We start from the raw sequence: 15415 nt of genomic DNA on the forward strand, positions 1-15415 counted from the left end.
GGACTGGCCTCAATGTGCCGATCACGCGGTGGCTCCATTGTGCCGATCATCAACTGGCTCTAATGTGCCGGTCGGTGACAACGCACCAAGGGCAAGACCGAGAACGGCGTGGGCTACGTGAAGAAGAACGCCATCGCCGGTCACGCCTTCGAGAGCTGGGCGGCGATGGAGGCGCACCTGGCGCGCTGGCAGCGCGAGGTGGCCGATGTGCGCATCCACGGCACGACGGGCGTCACGCCCGCTGAGCGCTTCGACCTGGAGCGCGATCACCTGCGTCCGGTCGACGGGATCGCTCCCTTCCTGCAGGTGCGCGAACTCGTGCGCCGGGTCAATGCCGAGGGCTGCATCGAGCTCGACACCAACGCCTACAGCGTGCCGTGGCGCTTGATCGGCGAGACGGTGACAGTCATCGTCAGCGCCGACACCGTCGTGGTCGAGTACGCCGGCGAGGAAGTAGCCCGCCACGCGGAGCTCTCCGGCAGTCGCGGTCGCAGCATCGAGCGCCGCCATCTGCTGGGTGGATCGCCACCACCGGCCGAGATCGAGACGCCGCCGCCCACCGATGCGCTGCTGCGTCCGTTGGCCGAGTACGAAGCCCTCGTCGGAGGAGGCTGGTGATGCTCGAACCCGAACGACTCGACGAATTGCTCACCCGGCTGCGGCTCACGGCGATCCGCGACCAGCTCGATAGCCTGCTCGACGAAGCCAGCCGGGCACAGATGACGCTGCGCGAAGCGCTGCTGTTCCTGGCCGAGCGCGAGGTCGCCCGACGCGACATGCGGCGCATCCAGATGGGCATGAAGCTCGCCCGTTTCCCGTGTGTGCGCACGCTCGAAGGCTTCGACTTCGACGCACAGCCCTCGATCGATCCGGGGCAGATCCGGGATCTGTCCACCGGTCGCTGGATCGGCCACGGCCAGGCCTTGTTGCTGCTCGGCCCCCCGGGCGTGGGCAAGACGCACCTGGCAGTCGCACTGGGGCGCGAAGCGGTGGATCGCGGCTATACGGTGCTCTTCACTTCGGCAGCGGCGCTGATGGCAGGGCTCACGAAGGCGCACGCCGACGGGCGGCTCGAGGAGAAGCTGTTGCAGCTCTCGAAGCCCAAGCTGCTGATCATCGATGAGCTTGGGTACCTGCCGCTCGAACCGGCGGCCGCGCACCTGTTCTTCCAGCTCGTGTCGCGGCGCTACGAGCGGGCAAGCATGCTGATCACCAGCAACCGGCCGGTCGGCGAGTGGGGACAGGTGTTCGGCGATGCCGTGGCGGCCACCGCCATCCTCGATCGGTTGCTGCACCACAGCCAGGTCATCACGATCCGGGGCGACAGTTACCGGCTGCGCGACAAGCGCCGCAGCGGCCTTCTGCAGAAGGCCGCTGCCCCCACCCCGATCACGTCGGAGAGTTGATTAACCCAGGGGGTCAATTCCAGATGTCGTCAGGGGGTCAAATCTTCGTGTCGCTTGACAGAACCCAAGGCAACTACCGGATGACCAGCGTCTGACTATGGCTCTAGGTCGATACCTCGTCCGGCTTGCTGGTTACGAATACCGCATGAGCAACGGTCGGTTGGTCCACAAGGAACCCAGCGTCAAGGACGTAAGGGACGCAGGTTCCCGGATCCGCTCCACCCTCGCGTTATTCCTAATCAACGTCGTTGAATCGCTCCAGCGTCGAGCAGAGCAGGACAACGAGTTCAAGTCTTCTCTTTCAATTCCATTCAATTAAGGCAACAACAATGAGCATTCAACTTTCAAATGGTTATAGCGATTACGTCTCCCACGGTTCCGGCCCGGCTCCCCGCAGTGAGATTCCCACTAGCGGTCCTGTCACTGGTCGATTCCAGCAACTCAGCGGAGGTGTTCTCCGTTATGACACAGCCCCTGAGGATCCCGGCACGTTCGTTCAACCGGTCCAACAGCGTGCCATTCGTGCTGATGTAGGGACGATCTATCGAAGCGGTGTTAATGGCACCACTGCGACCCCTGCTCACGCCAGCTATACCGCAAATGAATCGGTTGGAGGGGCTACCGGAATCCTAGCGAGCGCCCGGAATGCCTACGGTAACCTGACCTCGGTCGATAACATCAAGCCGACCACGCTAATCAGTTACGGTGGGACTCAGACTCAGGCCCAAGTACTTGAGCGTATGGGCGTCCTTGCTCGTGATTCAAGTGGTCGTTATTACGAGGTTGGAGGTAACCAGACCTCCCCGGCTGCTCAGTCACAGGAGTCTCGAGAGTCTCTCCCGCAGGTGACCGGCGACAGCTACGAGGTTGAATACTTCCCGACCGAGATCGAGGACACGCTCGCCCGTGCGATTGATCCGCTTCCGCAGGCTATCTACCAATCAGCCCTCGCAAAGATCCTTGAGGGGACAATCGGGGAGCGTGACTACCTAGAGATTGCGAGACTCTCGGGGATCACCCCTGAGGATGCTAAGGCCCGTGCCGCTTTCGTTGAACATGCATTCAGTCAGCAAGCCGACAGCGTAGCCCGTCGAGAGGGGATCAGTGATCCGCAGGAACTCTGGGATTGGGCACAGAAGGCCCGACCTGATGCCTACTCCCGCGCCCGTCATGAACTGGTCTATGGGCGTAACGTCGCACCGATGAAAGCTCTTGCTAGGGAGTTCTTCTCGGCTAATCCTCCGAGCGTTGAAGCACTGCGGAAAGCTGGGTATGAGGTGAGCACCACCCCGGCAGGTCACACGGTCGTTAATATCAACGGTCGTCTGGTCTCTCCCGCTGCTGCGGCTAAGTTGGGATGGTTGTAATCCTTCAGCAATCCTGCCCCCGATTCAGTAGCTGTAGTGCCCCGGTCTGTCCTCTGGATTCTCAGTGGAGGGACCGGAAGCATTGCCACGGGGAACCGGTCTGCTACTGGTTCAGGGAGGCGGTCAAAGGGAGTGATATCCCTAGCGCAGTAATGGCCCTAGGGGGCGATATAAGCCTCTCCCTAGCGAGTCAACTGGATCTCAAGGTGTCCGAGGTACTTCCCGAGGTGATCTCCCGCTGGGGAGACATCAAAGCAAAGCTGAAGCGAGCGGCAACTCAGAGCAGCAAGAGTGCCGCGTTCGCCTGATGTTGGTGTGTGGGGCCGTAAGAATTCAGACCCCTGTTAGTTGTTACTTCCGCAGGACGACCGGAGAGGCGGGTATCCGGTTGTCTGCAACAAGGAAGTGCAGCCCCAGAACGTAGCCGTTAAGGCCTCCCGCCTCATCTCGCCAGAGGTCACGGTGAGAGAACGGGAGACCGCTGCGCTCAATGCGAATGTACGTGTTACCGATGATGAGATCGAAGACCCTCATTGCTTCAGTTCCTGTGTAACGGGTTGGAGAAGGCCCGGACTATACACAGGAATCTGAAGTGTGAACAGGGGGTAATTATCAATAAAAACAAAGGTTTAGTTTCTTTAGGGGAATCATATCCTTGTCATGATCAGGAACCCCCGCGCTCCCTTGTTGATTACCTCAGCCTACCTTGGCAAGACGGTGGGCTAGATCCCGTGCGTCGATGGATACGTACCGCTGCAACATGTTCGCGGTGGTGTGTCCCGAGATCGCCCTCAGTTCCAACACTGAGAACCCCAGCTTCGCCAACCTCGTTAAGGCGTCGTGTCGGAGATCATGGAACGTGAAGTCCTTGATATCAGCCCTTACCACGGCACGCTCGTAAGCCTGTTTCAGTGCCTCCCGGCTTAACGGGAAGACCGTCCCGTCGAGGCTCCGGGGGAGTGAACGCATCATGTCGAGGCAGGCAGGGGAGAGGGGGATAGTCCGAGTTCCTGTCTTACCGCTGATTGTTGCCGTCCGTCCCTTGAGATCTACGCAATCCCAAGTGAGCGACAGGATCTCGCCCCGTCGTGCTGCGGTCTCCAGAGCGAACACCACAGCAGGCTTGACCCAAGGATTCCGACAGATGCTCAGTTCATCGAGGAGGCGGGAGCGTTCATCGTCAGTCAGGACTCGATCCCGAGACTTCCCCGGCGAGGGCTTACGGATGAGGGCCACGGGGTTCCCTTGGAGGTTGATTCCCCATTCACGTATTGCGATGGTGAAGACATGCCCGATGAGTTGAAGCTCTCGTAGGACGGTCCCCGAGGACACCTCCTTCAACCGTTCGTCCCTCCACTCAGCGACCATCTTTGCTGTGACCGCTGCTGCGGAATACTTGGCTAGGTCGGACTGCTTGAACACGTTAAGCCGGATCAGTTCAGACTCGGCCCCCCGCTTCTTGCTGCTTACCTCCTTGCCGTAGCGGTCGAACAACTCTCCCAAGGTTGTCCGGTGGGCTTCCGAGCGATCAACCCATTCCCCGGCATCCATGAGCCGCTCCTGCTGCCTTCCCCACTTCTCCGCGTCCTTCTTCAGGTCGAACGTCTTGGACTGTTGGGGGTGTCCCTTGCGTTTGACGATTACTTGCCAGCGGTCATTTCTCAGGCGGATGGTTGCCATGTCTGCTGCTCCGGGTGACAGCAGGGTGACTGACCAGTAATTGACCGGGATTGGTCTGAACGTAACCTTCTGATTGGTATGTCTTTCAGGGCCGATAGCTCAGCTGGGAGAGCGCCGCGTTCGCAATGCGGAGGTCGAGGGTTCGATCCCCTTTCGGTCCACCACGAACACTTCCGAAGTAGTCCGAAAAAGGCCGGAACTCATTGAAAAATATGGGTTTCCGGCTTTTTTTACGTCCGAAGTGGTCCGAGGAGGGCTATTGAAAGCCTGAGGCTGGTGGGGGCAACATTGGGGGCAACTGTTCGAGATGCCCCCAATCACCTAAGGAGTTGCCCCCAGATGCCCCTCACAGACACGCAGATCAAGGCACTCAAGCCCACTGCAAAAACTCGCAAGTATGCCGACGAGAAGGGCTTGTACCTCGAGGTCGCTCCGAGCGGAGGGAAGTGGTGGCGTCTCAAGTACCGTATCGGAGGGAAAGAGAAGCGGCTCAGCCTTGGGGTCTATCCGGATGTTTCCTTGAAGGCTGCACGTACTCGGCGTGACGAGGCGCGCGAGTTGATCGCGAACGGCGTCGACCCCAGCGCAGTACGAAAGGCAGAAGAAGCCGAGCGTGTCGCGGACACCGTTAACACTTTTGAGGCTGTCGCACGGGAGTGGTTCGAGAAGGAGCGAGTCGACGCCAAGTGGGCACCAGGGCACGCTAGTAAGGTCATCCAGCGGTTCGAGAAGGACGTTTTTCCATGGATCGGAAAGCTCGCCGTCTCCAAGGTCAAGCCGATGGATGTTCTGGCGTGCTGTCAGCGGATCTATGACCGAGGTGCAGCGGACACCGCTTACCGGGCGAAGCAGACCATCGGGCAAGTGATGCGCTACGCAGTCGGGACAGGGCGCGCGGAGCGAAACCCCACGACAGACCTTCGAGGGGTCGTCAAGAAGCCTAGGCCCGAGCACTTTCCGTCAATTACCGACCCGGACGAAGTTGCGGCATTGATGCGTGCTATCGACGGATTCAAAGGTACTCTCGTCGTTCGATCTGTGAATCGCCCCGGGTTTCCTAGACGGTCCCGTTCTTCAAAAAATACTGCCGCTCGAACTCTACCGGCGAGAGCTGGTTGGTGAAACCGTGGCGTCGCCGTGGGTTGTAGAAGAGCTCGATGTAATCGAAAACATCGGAGCGAGCCTGCGCCCGATCCGTGTAGATCTTTCGCTTGATCCGCTCGCGCTTGAGCAGCTGGAAGAAGCTTTCCGCTACCGCGTTATCGTGGCAGTTGCCACGCCGGCTCATGCTCGGCACCAGTCGGTGCGACTTCAGGAAGTCTTGCCAGTCGTGGCTGCTGAACTGGCTACCCTGATCTGAATGCACCAGCACCTGCTCAGTCGGTTTGCGCCGCCACACCGCCATCAGCAAGGCGTTCAACGCCAGTTCCTTGGTCATCCGTTCGCCCATCGACCAACCGACGACCTGACGGGAGAACAGATCGAGCACCGCGCACAGGTACAGCCACCCCTCGTGGGTTCGGATGTAAGTGATATCGGTCACCCAGCTCTTGTTCGGCGCTGTCGGGGCAAACTGGCGCTCGAGCAGATTCGGCGCAACCACCGCCGGCCGCCCACCGTAGCGACCGGGGCGGCGTCCATAGCCGGTGTGCGAGCGCAGGCCCGCCAAGCGCATCAGCCGCGCCACGCGATGCTTGCCACACGCTTCGCCCATGTCGTGCAGATCGTTACGGATCTTGCGATAGCCATAGATACGCCCGCTGGCCTCCCAGCATTGCGTAATCAGCGCTCCGATGCGCTGGTCATTAGCCGAGCGCTCGGAAACGGGTTGCTGCTTCCACGCGTAATAACCGCTCGGATGGACCGCCAGCGTCGAACACAGGCGACGCACCGGATACTGCACCACGTGGGCGTCGATGAAGGCGTACCTCACCCGGACTGCTTGGCAAAGTACGCGGCGGCCTTTTTTAGGATGTCGCGCTCCTCGGTCACGCGCCGCAACTCCGCCTTCAGGCGCCGAATCTCGTCCGCCTGGCTGTCGCGCTCGGCACGCTGCTCCGCCGGAACGCCGTAACGCTTGATCCAGGTGTAGAGACTGTGGGCGCTGACGCCAAGCCGCACGGCCACCTCAGCGACCGGATGTCCCCGGTCGGTCACCTGCTTGACCGCTTCGATCTTGAACTCTTCGGTGAAGCGCTGCTGCGCCTTCTTCGTTTCCATCGACACCTCCGTAACGCCTCATTGTGAGGCAAAAGGGTGTCTAGGAAACCCGGGGCGATTCAAGCAGCGATGGCCAGCGCAGCCATACGTGGAGAACGCAGTTCGCCTAGGACCAACTCACGTTTGAGCTCTGCGGCGACCACGAAGAAGAAGAGCGTCATCAATCCGTCGTTGATCCACTCCTTAAGGCCGCGCACGAGTTCCAGCGAGCCGATCCGGAGGCCCACCGGTGTCTCCCAGACTGCCAGGAAAGAGTGGGACCACGGCGAGTTGGATAGGACCAACGCGGCGACGGTACATGCCAGAAGGATGGCGCCGCCAGCTGATTCGATGCGCAGGAAGCGTGCGAACGGCTCGGTCAGCCGATGAACGGACTCCTTCGGCAGTCGATCGAGATCCTTATTGCCCTGCCGCTCATCATGCATGGGGTGAGGTCCAATGAGTTTCAGATGGGGCAGAACGGATGTTTTGAGCATCGCCCGGATCGGTAACTCCAGTTTAGGCTCGCCGTTGCCAGAGTGCCGAGCTGCAGGAGACAGATTCAGTGTTGCCTGACTTCACCCATCAGCCCAACGGAAGCCAAGGTCGGGGAGGGGAGCTCGGTGGCCGTGCTTCCAAAGCAAGCCGAGCTCTCTCGGAAGAGGGAACCTTGGGACGCTTTTAACCAAGCACTGGTACTAAAGGCGGGATCGGGCCAGTCTGTCGTTTGGGCGGCATCGAATGTTCTGCGGCAACTGAGCAACGGTCTCCTGCACGAGCGCAGGTCGTCGCTGGGTGGAGGCCTCTCGCTCGATGAAGAGTTCCAGCAGAGAACCGGTTTGTACCTCGGATTAATTGGCAAGGTCGTTCGCACTGGCCACGAACACCGGCGCAAATCCTCCTCCGGGCGTCCGGAAATTCGTTGTCTGTCCCTTGTACAGCCGCGTAGCGACCAGACGGATGGAGCCGGCATACGCGTAGGCGCGGACATCAAGCTTCAGATCGCTGCTCTGCCCATCGATCGCAACCCGCCGTTCCGAGGGCAGGGCAAGGTTCTGCGCCACGTAGCCGCCGGCGAGAATCTCCTGCCAGACACGCTGCGTGAGCTTGTCGCCTCGGTAGGTCGCGCGACTGCCGAAACCGGCAAAGGGCTTGAAGAACAGGCCGCGCCGTGCCGCCCACAATGCTTCCGTCTTCTCGGGGGTGACTTCGAGCGTGCGGGGCACCCCCGTGACGAGGCGGTCGATGACGGGCTTGGGAACGCCGAGTTCGGCAAGGCGTGCGGCGTCGCTCAGGATGCAGAGGTTGCGCTTGTCCGCATACAGCGCGTGGGCGTGTGGATGCGGGGTCAGCACGATCGCACCGGCTTCGTGGGCCGCCCGCAAGGGCGCCAGCGCCGGTGCCTGCAGGTAGAAATCGGTCAGGCGGTTGTAGACCAGGTCGAGCGGCGCGCCGGCATGCATCAGACGTCCCGATTCGAATGACAGTTCGGCGGGGTCGCAGATGACAGCGTCGATGCCGGCACGGCGGAACAGGTGGCGAAACAGCAGGAACTCGGGATGCAGATACTGCGTCGCGGGGTGTTCGTCCACGATGGCCATGCGGGCGGGCCTGCCGCTTCGCCCCTGCAGCGACCATTCGGCGAAGAAGTCGTCCAGCCAGCGCTGGTCGAGCGTCTCGAGTTCTGCGGTAGGCCGAAGGAAAGGCTGGATCTGCTCGCAGCAGGCTCTCTGTGCGCGTGCCAGGGCGCTGTTGAGCAGGGCGCCGCCAGCGTTGGTGTTGATCTCGATGAGCTGGGGGCCGGCGTCACCCAGATGGAAGTCGAAGCCCATGAACACCGACCGCGGCCCGGGGGCGACGCGGGCAATCGGCGGTGCGCGGTCGAGCGCCATGGCCTGGTAGGCAGGGAGTGCGACGACCGACTCGACCGCTGCGACGACGTGCTCCATGGCCTGTAGGGTTTCGGGCGCAATGAACACGGCGGTCGCGGAGAACAGGTGCGGCCGGCTGTGGCCGATTTCGGCGGCGAGACCGAGCAGGCTCGGCTCGGCCTCGAGCTGCCGGCGCAAGCGCTCAGGGTCGAGGCTGCGACAGTCGCACCCCCGGTTGATCGCCTCGGCGATGTCGTGCGCGCCGACTTGCCGGGTGAAGCTGAAATCGTCTGAGTCCATGTCCATGCTCACTGCGCGGCTTCAAGACGCAAATACGCCCGGCTCACGTTCCCCCGATGCAACTCTTCGTAGTTGGCGAGGCGGGCGAACTGTGGTGCATCGCCGAGTTGGGCGACGGCGGCGTCGACACCCACCATGTCTTCGGCCAAGGGCTTGACGCCATTGACGATGAATGCGAGGTAATCGCCGGTGTCGGCCTGCGCCCGGGCTAGATCGCTCACCGAACCATGACCGGGAACGATGCGGTCTGGACCGAGTGCCATGAGCGCCTCGAATGCTCTCAGCCATGTCTCGGCATTGCTCTGCGGCAGGATGCCGAGCAATCGATCGACGTAGACGTGATCGCCCGCAAAAAGAATGCGCTCCTCGTGCAACCAGACGACCACATCGCCCGGAAAGTGGGCATCGGCGAAGTAATGAACCTCGATCTGCCGGCCGCCAAGATTCAGCGTTGTATGTGCGCCTTCGAGGAGGCGGTTTGCGGTGAACGGTTCCGTATCGTCGAGCCGTTCCTTGAGCACCGGACGCAGGCTGTCGAGTTGTGCGTGCGCATTGCGTTGCTGCGTCGCGGCGGTGAGCGTATGGGCGATGACTTCGGCGCCCCGATTGCGGAAGTAGTCATTCCCCAACCAGCGATGATCCTGAGCGCCGGTGTTGATGACCCATCGCACCGGCTTGGCAGTGAGGCGAGAGGCCTCGGCTTCGAGCAGGCGAGCGCCCTGCTGCGACGCGCCACTGTCGATCAGCACAGCGCCTTCGGCGGTATCGATGACCCCGAAGTTGGCATTCAAGCCGTGATTCTGGTAGCTGCGTGCGCCGGTGGGGCCGAGCAGTGCATGGACTCCGCCTCCAAGCTCCTGGTGCACAAGCTTGAAGCCCTCGTCGGCAAGCGCTTGCGAAGCGAAGGCCAGCCCAATGGAGAGGCCGACGACACATCGGAAAAGGCTGCAGGCGTGATTGGTCATTGGTTTGCTGGGGAGGCTTGGCATGCTTGCTCAGTGTAGTCGTGCGTGAGGTGGCAAGGCGTGATGTGCTCATGGCGAGCGCCTTGGTTTGTCACGAGATCTTCACTCTGTCCTTGCATGCTCGCTTCTATGTTTCAAGAGTTCTAAAAATATCATTATAATTGCTTACGACATGAGAGTAGGCATCAACCACGAGGCCTACGATCCGGCGCTTGACCACATCGTCACGGCGACCTCACTCACGACGAACTGCCTCGCGCCACTGGTAAAGGCGGTGCATAAGAACCTCGGCATCCGCCACGGCCAGATCAGCAGCATCCACGACTCCACCAACACCAAACTGTTGGTCGATGCGCCGCACAAGGGGCTGCTGGACCATGCTATATGCGCTCGTCGATTCGTAGGTGATGCTGCTGATCTGCTGGATGGTGACGCTGGCCTTGCTGCTGGTCCGTCACGTTGCCGCCTGGGTTGAGCCCTGAGCGGCACCCTGAGCGATGGACCTGGAGAACGAATATGGAAAAGAACGCCGCACTGCCGATCTTCGAGGCCCTGTCCTCGGGCATCCGCCTGGACGTCTTCCGCATGCTCGTGCGAGTCGGCCCTGCGGGCATGGTGGCGGGCGAGCTGTCGGCCGCGCTCGACGTCACACCCACGAATCTGTCCTTCCACCTCAAGACGCTGACCCACGCCGGCCTGGTGTCGGCGGAACAGGAGGGCCGCTTCCAGCGCTACCGCGCCAACATGGCGCTGATGCGCGAACTGATCGCCTACCTCACCGAAGAGTGCTGCACCGGCATGCCCGAGCTGTGCGGCGTCGATGCCTGTGCTTCGGGAATGAATTGCTGAACTGAACGACCGCCCAGCCCGGGCTCATAACGACAAATAGGCCTCCAATGTCCGACAAGATCTACAACGTGCTCTTCCTGTGCTCGGCCGAGCCGCGCTGGTCCCCACTTGACCATATCGGCCAGACGCCGGTGGAGGGCTGAGATGGGGCTGTTCGAACGCTACCTCACCGTGTGGGTGGGGCTGGGAATCCTTGGGGGCGTGGGCCTGGGGCTGGTCGCACCGGGCGCCTTCCAGATGATCGCCGGCCTCGAGTTCGCCCAGGTCAACCTGGTGGTGGCCGTGTTCATCTGGGTAATGATCTACCCGATGATGATCCAGATCGACTGGCACGCGGTGAAGGACGTCGGCAAGAAGCCGCAGGGTCTGCTCCTGACGCTGGTGGTCAATTGGCTGATCAAGCCCTTCACAATGGCGGCGCTCGGCGTGCTGTTCTTCCAGCATCTTTTCGCACCCTGGGTCGATCCGGCCTCGGCCAGCGAATACATCGCCGGCATGATCCTGCTCGGCGTGGCGCCATGCACCGCGATGGTGTTCGTGTGGAGCCAGCTGGTGAAGGGCGATCCCAACTACACCCTGGTGCAGGTGTCGGTGAACGACCTCATCATGGTGTTCGCCTTCGCCCCGATCGCCGCCTTCCTGCTCGGTGTCACCGATCTCACGGTGCCGTGGGAGACGCTGCTGCTGTCGACGGTGCTCTACGTGGTGCTGCCGCTCGTGGCCGGCATGGCGACCCGGCACGTGCTCGAACGCCGTTCGGCACAGGCAGTCGCTGAATTCGTCGGCCGGCTGAAGCCTTGGTCCATCGTCGGCCTGATCGCCACCGTGGTGCTGCTGTTCGGTTTCCAGGCACGTACGATCGTGGCGCAACCACTGGTGATCGGCCTGATCGCGTTGCCGCTGCTGGTGCAGAGCTACGGCATCTTCCTGATCGCCTATGTCGCCGCGAAGGCGATGAAGCTGCCGCACAACGTGGCGGGGCCGGCCTGCCTGATCGGTACGTCCAACTTCTTCGAGCTGGCGGTGGCGGTGGCGATCTCGCTGTTCGGGCTGAACTCGGGCGCGGCGCTCGCCACGGTGGTTGGCGTGCTGGTGGAGGTGCCGGTGATGCTCTCGCTGGTGGCCATCGTCAACCGCACCCGATACTGGTTTCCCGGTGCCGCCGAGGCGCGCCGCAACTGAACAAGGACAGACATGAGCGATATCACGATCTACCACAACTCGCGCTGTGGCACCTCGCGTAACACCCTGGCGATGATCCGCAACAGCGGGGTTGAGCCGGACGTCATTGAGTACCTCAAGACGCCGCCCACCCGTGAAACGCTGGTTGCGCTGATCGCGGCTGCCGGTCTCGGCGTGCGCGGCATCATGCGCGCCAAGGAGACGCTCTTCACCGAACTCGGCCTTGACGACCCGGCGAAGACCGAGGACGAGCTGATCGATGCAATGATCGCCCACCCCATTCTGATCAACCGCCCGATCGTCGTCACCCCGCTCGGCACGCGCCTTTGCCGGCCCTCCGAAGTCGTGCTCGACATCCTGCCGCAGCCGCAGCGCGGCGCCTTTGCCAAGGAGGACGGCGAGCAGGTGATCGATGCGGAGGGGCGTCGTGTCTGAGTCGCTGCCCGGCACTTCCGTGCCTGATCTGTCCAACATCGACGCCGCGCTGTTCCGCGTGCCAGATCCCGCGCGATTGCAGGTTCAGCAACCGTCCGCCCATCCGCCACGCATCGCGCTGCTCTACGGTTCGCTACGCACACGCTCTTTCAGCCGCCTGCTGACAGAAGAAGCTGCACGCCTGCTGCGCGCCATGGGCGCAGAGACACGCATCTTCAATCCCAGCGGCTTGCCGCTGCCCGACGATGCCCCCGACACCCACCCCAAGGTGGTCGAGTTGCGCGCGCTCACGCAGTGGGCCGAGGGCATGGTGTGGTGCTCGCCTGAGCGCCACGGCGCGATGACCGGCATCATGAAGGCGCAGATCGACTGGATTCCGCTGTCGGTCGGCGCCGTGCGTCCGACCCAGGGCAAGACGCTGGCAGTGATGCAGGTCTGCGGTGGCTCGCAGTCCTTCAACGCGGTGAACCAGATGCGCGTGCTCGGGCGCTGGATGCGGATGCTGACCATCCCCAACCAGTCGTCAGTTGCGAAGGCTTTCCTCGAGTTCGACGACCGGGACCGCATGAAGCCTTCGGCCTATTACGACCGCGTTGTGGACGTGATGGAGGAACTGGTGAAGTTCACGCTGCTGACGCGCGACATCGCGCCCTACCTGGTCGATCGCTACAGCGAGCGCAAGGAGAGCGCGGCCGAGTTGTCGGCGCGGGTGAATCAGAAGTCGATCTGACGATGCGAGGAGGGCACGCGTGACGGTCCCATGCTTGCTTGAGGCTTGGTCGGCGCATGAAGCCGAGCTCTTGCGCTACCTGCGGCATCGCCTCCGCCAGCCGGCCGAGGCCGAGGATGTGCTCCATGATCTGTTCCTGAGGGCGGTGCGTCAGCGCGAGCGCTTTTGCGCTGTGACCAATCCGCGCGCCTGGCTGTTCGAGGTGGCGCGCAATATCGTGATCGACAATGCCCGGCGCGCGCACGCCAGTGAGCCCTTGCCCGACAACCTCGTCGCATTTGACGAGGCTGAAAGCGAACTCGCGCCGGTCGACCGGCTGTCCGCCTGCCTGCCGCGCGTGCTGAGTGAGCTTGCGGCTGAAGACCGCGAGGCGCTTGAGTGCTGTGACATTGACGGAATGACTCAGCAGGCCTTCGCCGAGCTCAAGGGCCTGTCGCTGCCGGGTGCCAAGTCGCGCGTGCGACGCGCGCGGCAGCGGCTTCGAGCGCAGCTGCTGACTGCCTGCCAGGTCCAGCTCGATGAGGATGGGAAGGTCTGTTGTTTCGTACCGCGCCCACCGCTCGGCTGACCCCTGCATCCTTTTCAGCATTTCAACGTCTTCATCGGTGAGGCTAGTTGTCGACGGCGGAACGGCTGATCAGGTATCGCCTGTGGGTCGAGTCGAGCGGATATCAGACTGCAGGATTTCTTGCTGGAGTGGGTGAAATGGACATGGTGCTTTCCTGGGTGATGCCCGTCGTGTACGGCGGTACGGGTAACCTAGCCGCCTATCTCGCAGCGCATGTTCTGCTCTGCCTGCTGCCCGCGTTCTTCATCGCCGGCGCGATCTCCGCGCTGATTCCCAAAGAGACGGTTACCCGCTTCCTCGGTCGCAACTCCAGCAAGGCGGTGTCGTATCCCGCTGCAGCTGCCGCTGGGTCCTTGCTTGCGGTGTGCTCGTGCACCATCGTTCCGCTCTTCGCCGGCATCTACAAGAAAGGGGCGGGGCTCGGACCTGCGATCACCTTCCTGTTCTTCGCCCCGGCGGCCAACATCCTGGCGCTGGTCTACACCGGTGGCATCATAGGCTCTGATCTTGCCATCGAGCGCTTCCTGCTCTCGCTGACTTTCGGCATCGGCATCGGCCTGATCATGGCCTTGATCTTTCGCAGCGACGACGCCGCGCATGACCGTGCCACCGACACCGCCTTCGGTGCCCAGGGCGCCGGGATGGGGCGGATGGCGCTGGTCTTCCTGTTCGTCTGGGTGGCGCTGTTGCTGGCGGGAACGCTGAAGCTCGACGTGCTGACCGGGACGTATTTCGACGTCAGGCTGCCGCTCGCCGACGCGCAAGGCTGGCAGGCCGTGCTCGACCGCCTGGTGCCCTACGACGCCGCCAGAGGCGAGGAGGGCGTGTCGCTGCAGGGCGTGGTGCTGATCGGGCTACTCGGCGCGATCGGCTTCGCCGCCTGGCGCGGGCTGGAAAACATCGCCGACGGTGCCAATGCATGGACCTGGATCAGCCTCGCACTGATCGCGGCGACCTTGCTGGTGGCCGCGCTGGCGGTGCAGCCGGTGGAAGGCGGGCTCCGCGTCGGCCTCACCGGCAAGTTCTTCGGCGTTGCCGCCGCGCTCGCGGTGCTGAGCTACATCGTCCGTCACCGACTGAACGAGGACGAGCTGCGCGACTGGCTATGGGAGTCCTGGCGCTTCGTGAAGCAGATCTTTCCGCTGCTGGTCGTGGGCGTCTTCATCGTCGGCATGATCCGCGTGCTGATCCGTCCCGAATGGATCCAGATGCTGGCGGGTACCAACTCGCTTACCGGCAACCTGGCGGGCGTGGTGTTCGGCGTGTTCATGTACTTCCCGACCCTGGTCGAGGTGCCGATCGCCAAGATGTTCCTCGAGCTCGGCATGCATCGCGGCCCGCTGCTCGCCTACCTGATGTCCGACCCCGAGCTGTCGCTGCAGAGCATCCTGATCATCTCGGCGATCATCGGTCGCAGGAAGACCTTCACCTATGTCGGCCTGGTGGCACTCTTCAGTGCTGCCGCCGGGCTCATCTACGGGGCCTGGATCGACGGCGTTTCGCTGCTCATGCTCGCGCTCTACCTCGCGGGTTTCATCGCGCTGCTGGCGGTGCTGCTGTCGGTCGCAAGCCGCAACGCGTCCTCACTGAAAGGAATCTGATCATGCTCGAAATCAAGGTGCTCGGTCCCGGCTGCGCCAACTGCCGCAAGCTGGAAGAGCTCGTCCGTGACGCGCTCGCCACCACCGGCCTTCAGGCCGAAGTGGTCAAGGTCACCGACATGAACGAGATCCTCGCCCACGACGTGCTCAAGACCCCGGGGCTGGTGATTGGCGGCAAGCTGGTGTCGTCAGGGCGGATTCCGACAACGGCAACGATTGCGGAGTGGATCCGGGCAGCCTGAGAACGCCCGATTCAAAGGTC

General features: G+C 62.4%; 16 protein-coding genes, 1 tRNA gene and 1 pseudogene. 13 read left to right on the top strand and 5 right to left on the bottom strand.

Annotation, left to right across the window (positions count from 1 at the left end; genetic code table 11):
• Positions 1–81: 81 nt before the first annotated feature.
• From C664_RS17195 to C664_RS20720, 3 genes and pseudogenes are all read left to right on the top strand, one after another.
• Positions 82–618 (top strand): annotated as a pseudogene (locus C664_RS17195) (Mu transposase domain-containing protein); the annotation flags it as partial.
• Positions 618–1406 (top strand): IS21-like element helper ATPase IstB, encoded by a 789-nt coding sequence (gene istB, locus C664_RS17200; protein WP_004255699.1) that lies wholly within the window; start codon positions 618–620, stop codon positions 1404–1406. The pseudogene C664_RS17195 and the gene istB, both read left to right, overlap by 1 nt.
• 329 nt (positions 1407–1735) lie before the next feature.
• A complete protein-coding gene (locus C664_RS20720; protein WP_157354222.1) occupies positions 1736–2773 on the top strand; it encodes a hypothetical protein in 1038 nt (345 codons plus the stop codon).
• Positions 2774–3469: 696 nt separating this feature from the next.
• Here C664_RS20720 and C664_RS17215 read toward each other — a convergent pair.
• Positions 3470–4453, bottom strand: coding sequence for a site-specific integrase (locus C664_RS17215; RefSeq protein WP_004291308.1), 984 nt, complete (start codon positions 4451–4453; stop codon positions 3470–3472).
• Between the two features lie 88 nt (positions 4454–4541).
• Here C664_RS17215 and C664_RS17220 point away from each other — a divergent pair.
• Together C664_RS17220 and C664_RS20425 are read left to right on the top strand one after the other, a co-directional pair.
• Positions 4542–4617, top strand: a tRNA-Ala gene (locus tag C664_RS17220).
• 175 nt (positions 4618–4792) lie between these two features.
• Positions 4793–5575, top strand: a complete 783-nt coding sequence (locus tag C664_RS20425) for a tyrosine-type recombinase/integrase (RefSeq protein ID WP_004291309.1) — start codon at positions 4793–4795, stop codon at positions 5573–5575.
• Here C664_RS20425 and C664_RS17225 read toward each other — a convergent pair.
• The 4 genes from C664_RS17225 to C664_RS17245 all read right to left on the bottom strand — a co-directional run bounded on the left by C664_RS17225 (position 5511) and on the right by C664_RS17245 (position 9788).
• Positions 5511–6673 (bottom strand): IS3 family transposase gene (locus C664_RS17225; protein ID WP_341647327.1). Its coding sequence is split into 2 segments (ribosomal slippage): positions 5511–6415 and positions 6415–6673, totalling 1164 coding nucleotides; the frame shifts between segments, so codons are not numbered across the junction. The genes C664_RS20425 and C664_RS17225 overlap by 65 nt on opposite strands.
• Positions 6674–6732: 59 nt before the next feature.
• Positions 6733–7149: a Na+/H+ antiporter NhaA gene (locus tag C664_RS17235; RefSeq protein WP_038012256.1), complete on the bottom strand. Its 417-nt coding sequence runs from the start codon at positions 7147–7149 to the stop codon at positions 6733–6735.
• Positions 7150–7503: 354 nt separating this feature from the next.
• Positions 7504–8829 (bottom strand): hypothetical protein, encoded by a 1326-nt coding sequence (locus C664_RS17240; protein ID WP_004291311.1) that lies wholly within the window; start codon positions 8827–8829, stop codon positions 7504–7506.
• A gap of 2 nt (positions 8830–8831) precedes the next feature.
• Complete coding sequence (locus C664_RS17245; RefSeq protein WP_004291313.1) at positions 8832–9788, bottom strand: MBL fold metallo-hydrolase; 957 nt, start codon at positions 9786–9788, stop codon at positions 8832–8834.
• Between the two features lie 172 nt (positions 9789–9960).
• On the opposite strand from C664_RS17245, the gene C664_RS17250 reads away from it, so the two are divergent.
• The 8 genes from C664_RS17250 (at position 9961) to C664_RS17285 (ending at position 15395) form a co-directional block, all read left to right on the top strand.
• Complete coding sequence (locus C664_RS17250; RefSeq protein WP_054963746.1) at positions 9961–10263, top strand: hypothetical protein; 303 nt, start codon at positions 9961–9963, stop codon at positions 10261–10263.
• Positions 10264–10304: 41 nt separating this feature from the next.
• On the top strand, positions 10305–10637 hold the full coding sequence (locus C664_RS17255; RefSeq protein ID WP_004291315.1) for an ArsR/SmtB family transcription factor: 333 nt from the start codon (positions 10305–10307) through the stop codon (positions 10635–10637).
• 144 nt (positions 10638–10781) lie between these two features.
• Positions 10782–11819, top strand: a complete 1038-nt coding sequence (gene arsB / locus C664_RS17260) for an ACR3 family arsenite efflux transporter (protein ID WP_004291316.1) — start codon at positions 10782–10784, stop codon at positions 11817–11819.
• 12 nt (positions 11820–11831) lie between these two features.
• The gene (arsC, locus tag C664_RS17265; protein ID WP_004291318.1) at positions 11832–12254 is read left to right on the top strand and encodes an arsenate reductase (glutaredoxin); all 423 of its coding nucleotides are present in this window, start codon (positions 11832–11834) and stop codon (positions 12252–12254) included.
• Complete coding sequence (arsH, locus tag C664_RS17270) at positions 12232–12984, top strand: arsenical resistance protein ArsH (RefSeq protein WP_051019166.1); 753 nt, start codon at positions 12232–12234, stop codon at positions 12982–12984. The genes arsC and arsH overlap by 23 nt, the downstream gene beginning before the upstream one ends.
• Before the next feature lie 19 nt (positions 12985–13003).
• Entirely contained in the window at positions 13004–13552 is a 549-nt protein-coding gene (locus tag C664_RS17275; RefSeq protein ID WP_038012257.1) for a sigma-70 family RNA polymerase sigma factor, read from the top strand.
• A 137-nt stretch (positions 13553–13689) separates the two neighbouring features.
• Positions 13690–15153 (top strand): permease, encoded by a 1464-nt coding sequence (locus tag C664_RS17280; RefSeq protein WP_004291323.1) that lies wholly within the window; start codon positions 13690–13692, stop codon positions 15151–15153.
• A gap of 2 nt (positions 15154–15155) precedes the next feature.
• Entirely contained in the window at positions 15156–15395 is a 240-nt protein-coding gene (locus C664_RS17285) for a thioredoxin family protein (protein WP_004291325.1), read from the top strand.
• Positions 15396–15415 lie beyond the last annotated feature (20 nt).

This window comes from Thauera sp. 63, from assembly GCF_000310165.2.
In the GTDB taxonomy this organism is placed as follows: Bacteria; Pseudomonadota; Gammaproteobacteria; order Burkholderiales; family Rhodocyclaceae; genus Thauera; species Thauera humireducens.

What these genes read in the sequence shown, in the direction of transcription:
- istB (WP_004255699.1), top strand. Translation starts at nt 618, where the DNA reads ATGCTCGAACCCGAACGACTCGACGAATTGCTCACCCGGCTGCGGCTC.
- C664_RS20720 (WP_157354222.1), top strand. Translation starts at nt 1,736, where the DNA reads ATGAGCATTCAACTTTCAAATGGTTATAGCGATTACGTCTCCCACGGT.
- C664_RS17215 (WP_004291308.1), bottom strand. Translation starts at nt 4,453, where the DNA reads ATGGCAACCATCCGCCTGAGAAATGACCGCTGGCAAGTAATCGTCAAA.
- C664_RS20425 (WP_004291309.1), top strand. Translation starts at nt 4,793, where the DNA reads ATGCCCCTCACAGACACGCAGATCAAGGCACTCAAGCCCACTGCAAAA.
- C664_RS17235 (WP_038012256.1), bottom strand. Translation starts at nt 7,149, where the DNA reads ATGCTCAAAACATCCGTTCTGCCCCATCTGAAACTCATTGGACCTCAC.
- C664_RS17240 (WP_004291311.1), bottom strand. Translation starts at nt 8,829, where the DNA reads ATGGACATGGACTCAGACGATTTCAGCTTCACCCGGCAAGTCGGCGCG.
- C664_RS17245 (WP_004291313.1), bottom strand. Translation starts at nt 9,788, where the DNA reads ATGACCAATCACGCCTGCAGCCTTTTCCGATGTGTCGTCGGCCTCTCC.
- C664_RS17250 (WP_054963746.1), top strand. Translation starts at nt 9,961, where the DNA reads ATGAGAGTAGGCATCAACCACGAGGCCTACGATCCGGCGCTTGACCAC.
- C664_RS17255 (WP_004291315.1), top strand. Translation starts at nt 10,305, where the DNA reads ATGGAAAAGAACGCCGCACTGCCGATCTTCGAGGCCCTGTCCTCGGGC.
- arsB (WP_004291316.1), top strand. Translation starts at nt 10,782, where the DNA reads ATGGGGCTGTTCGAACGCTACCTCACCGTGTGGGTGGGGCTGGGAATC.
- arsC (WP_004291318.1), top strand. Translation starts at nt 11,832, where the DNA reads ATGAGCGATATCACGATCTACCACAACTCGCGCTGTGGCACCTCGCGT.
- arsH (WP_051019166.1), top strand. Translation starts at nt 12,232, where the DNA reads ATGCGGAGGGGCGTCGTGTCTGAGTCGCTGCCCGGCACTTCCGTGCCT.
- C664_RS17280 (WP_004291323.1), top strand. Translation starts at nt 13,690, where the DNA reads ATGGACATGGTGCTTTCCTGGGTGATGCCCGTCGTGTACGGCGGTACG.
- C664_RS17285 (WP_004291325.1), top strand. Translation starts at nt 15,156, where the DNA reads ATGCTCGAAATCAAGGTGCTCGGTCCCGGCTGCGCCAACTGCCGCAAG.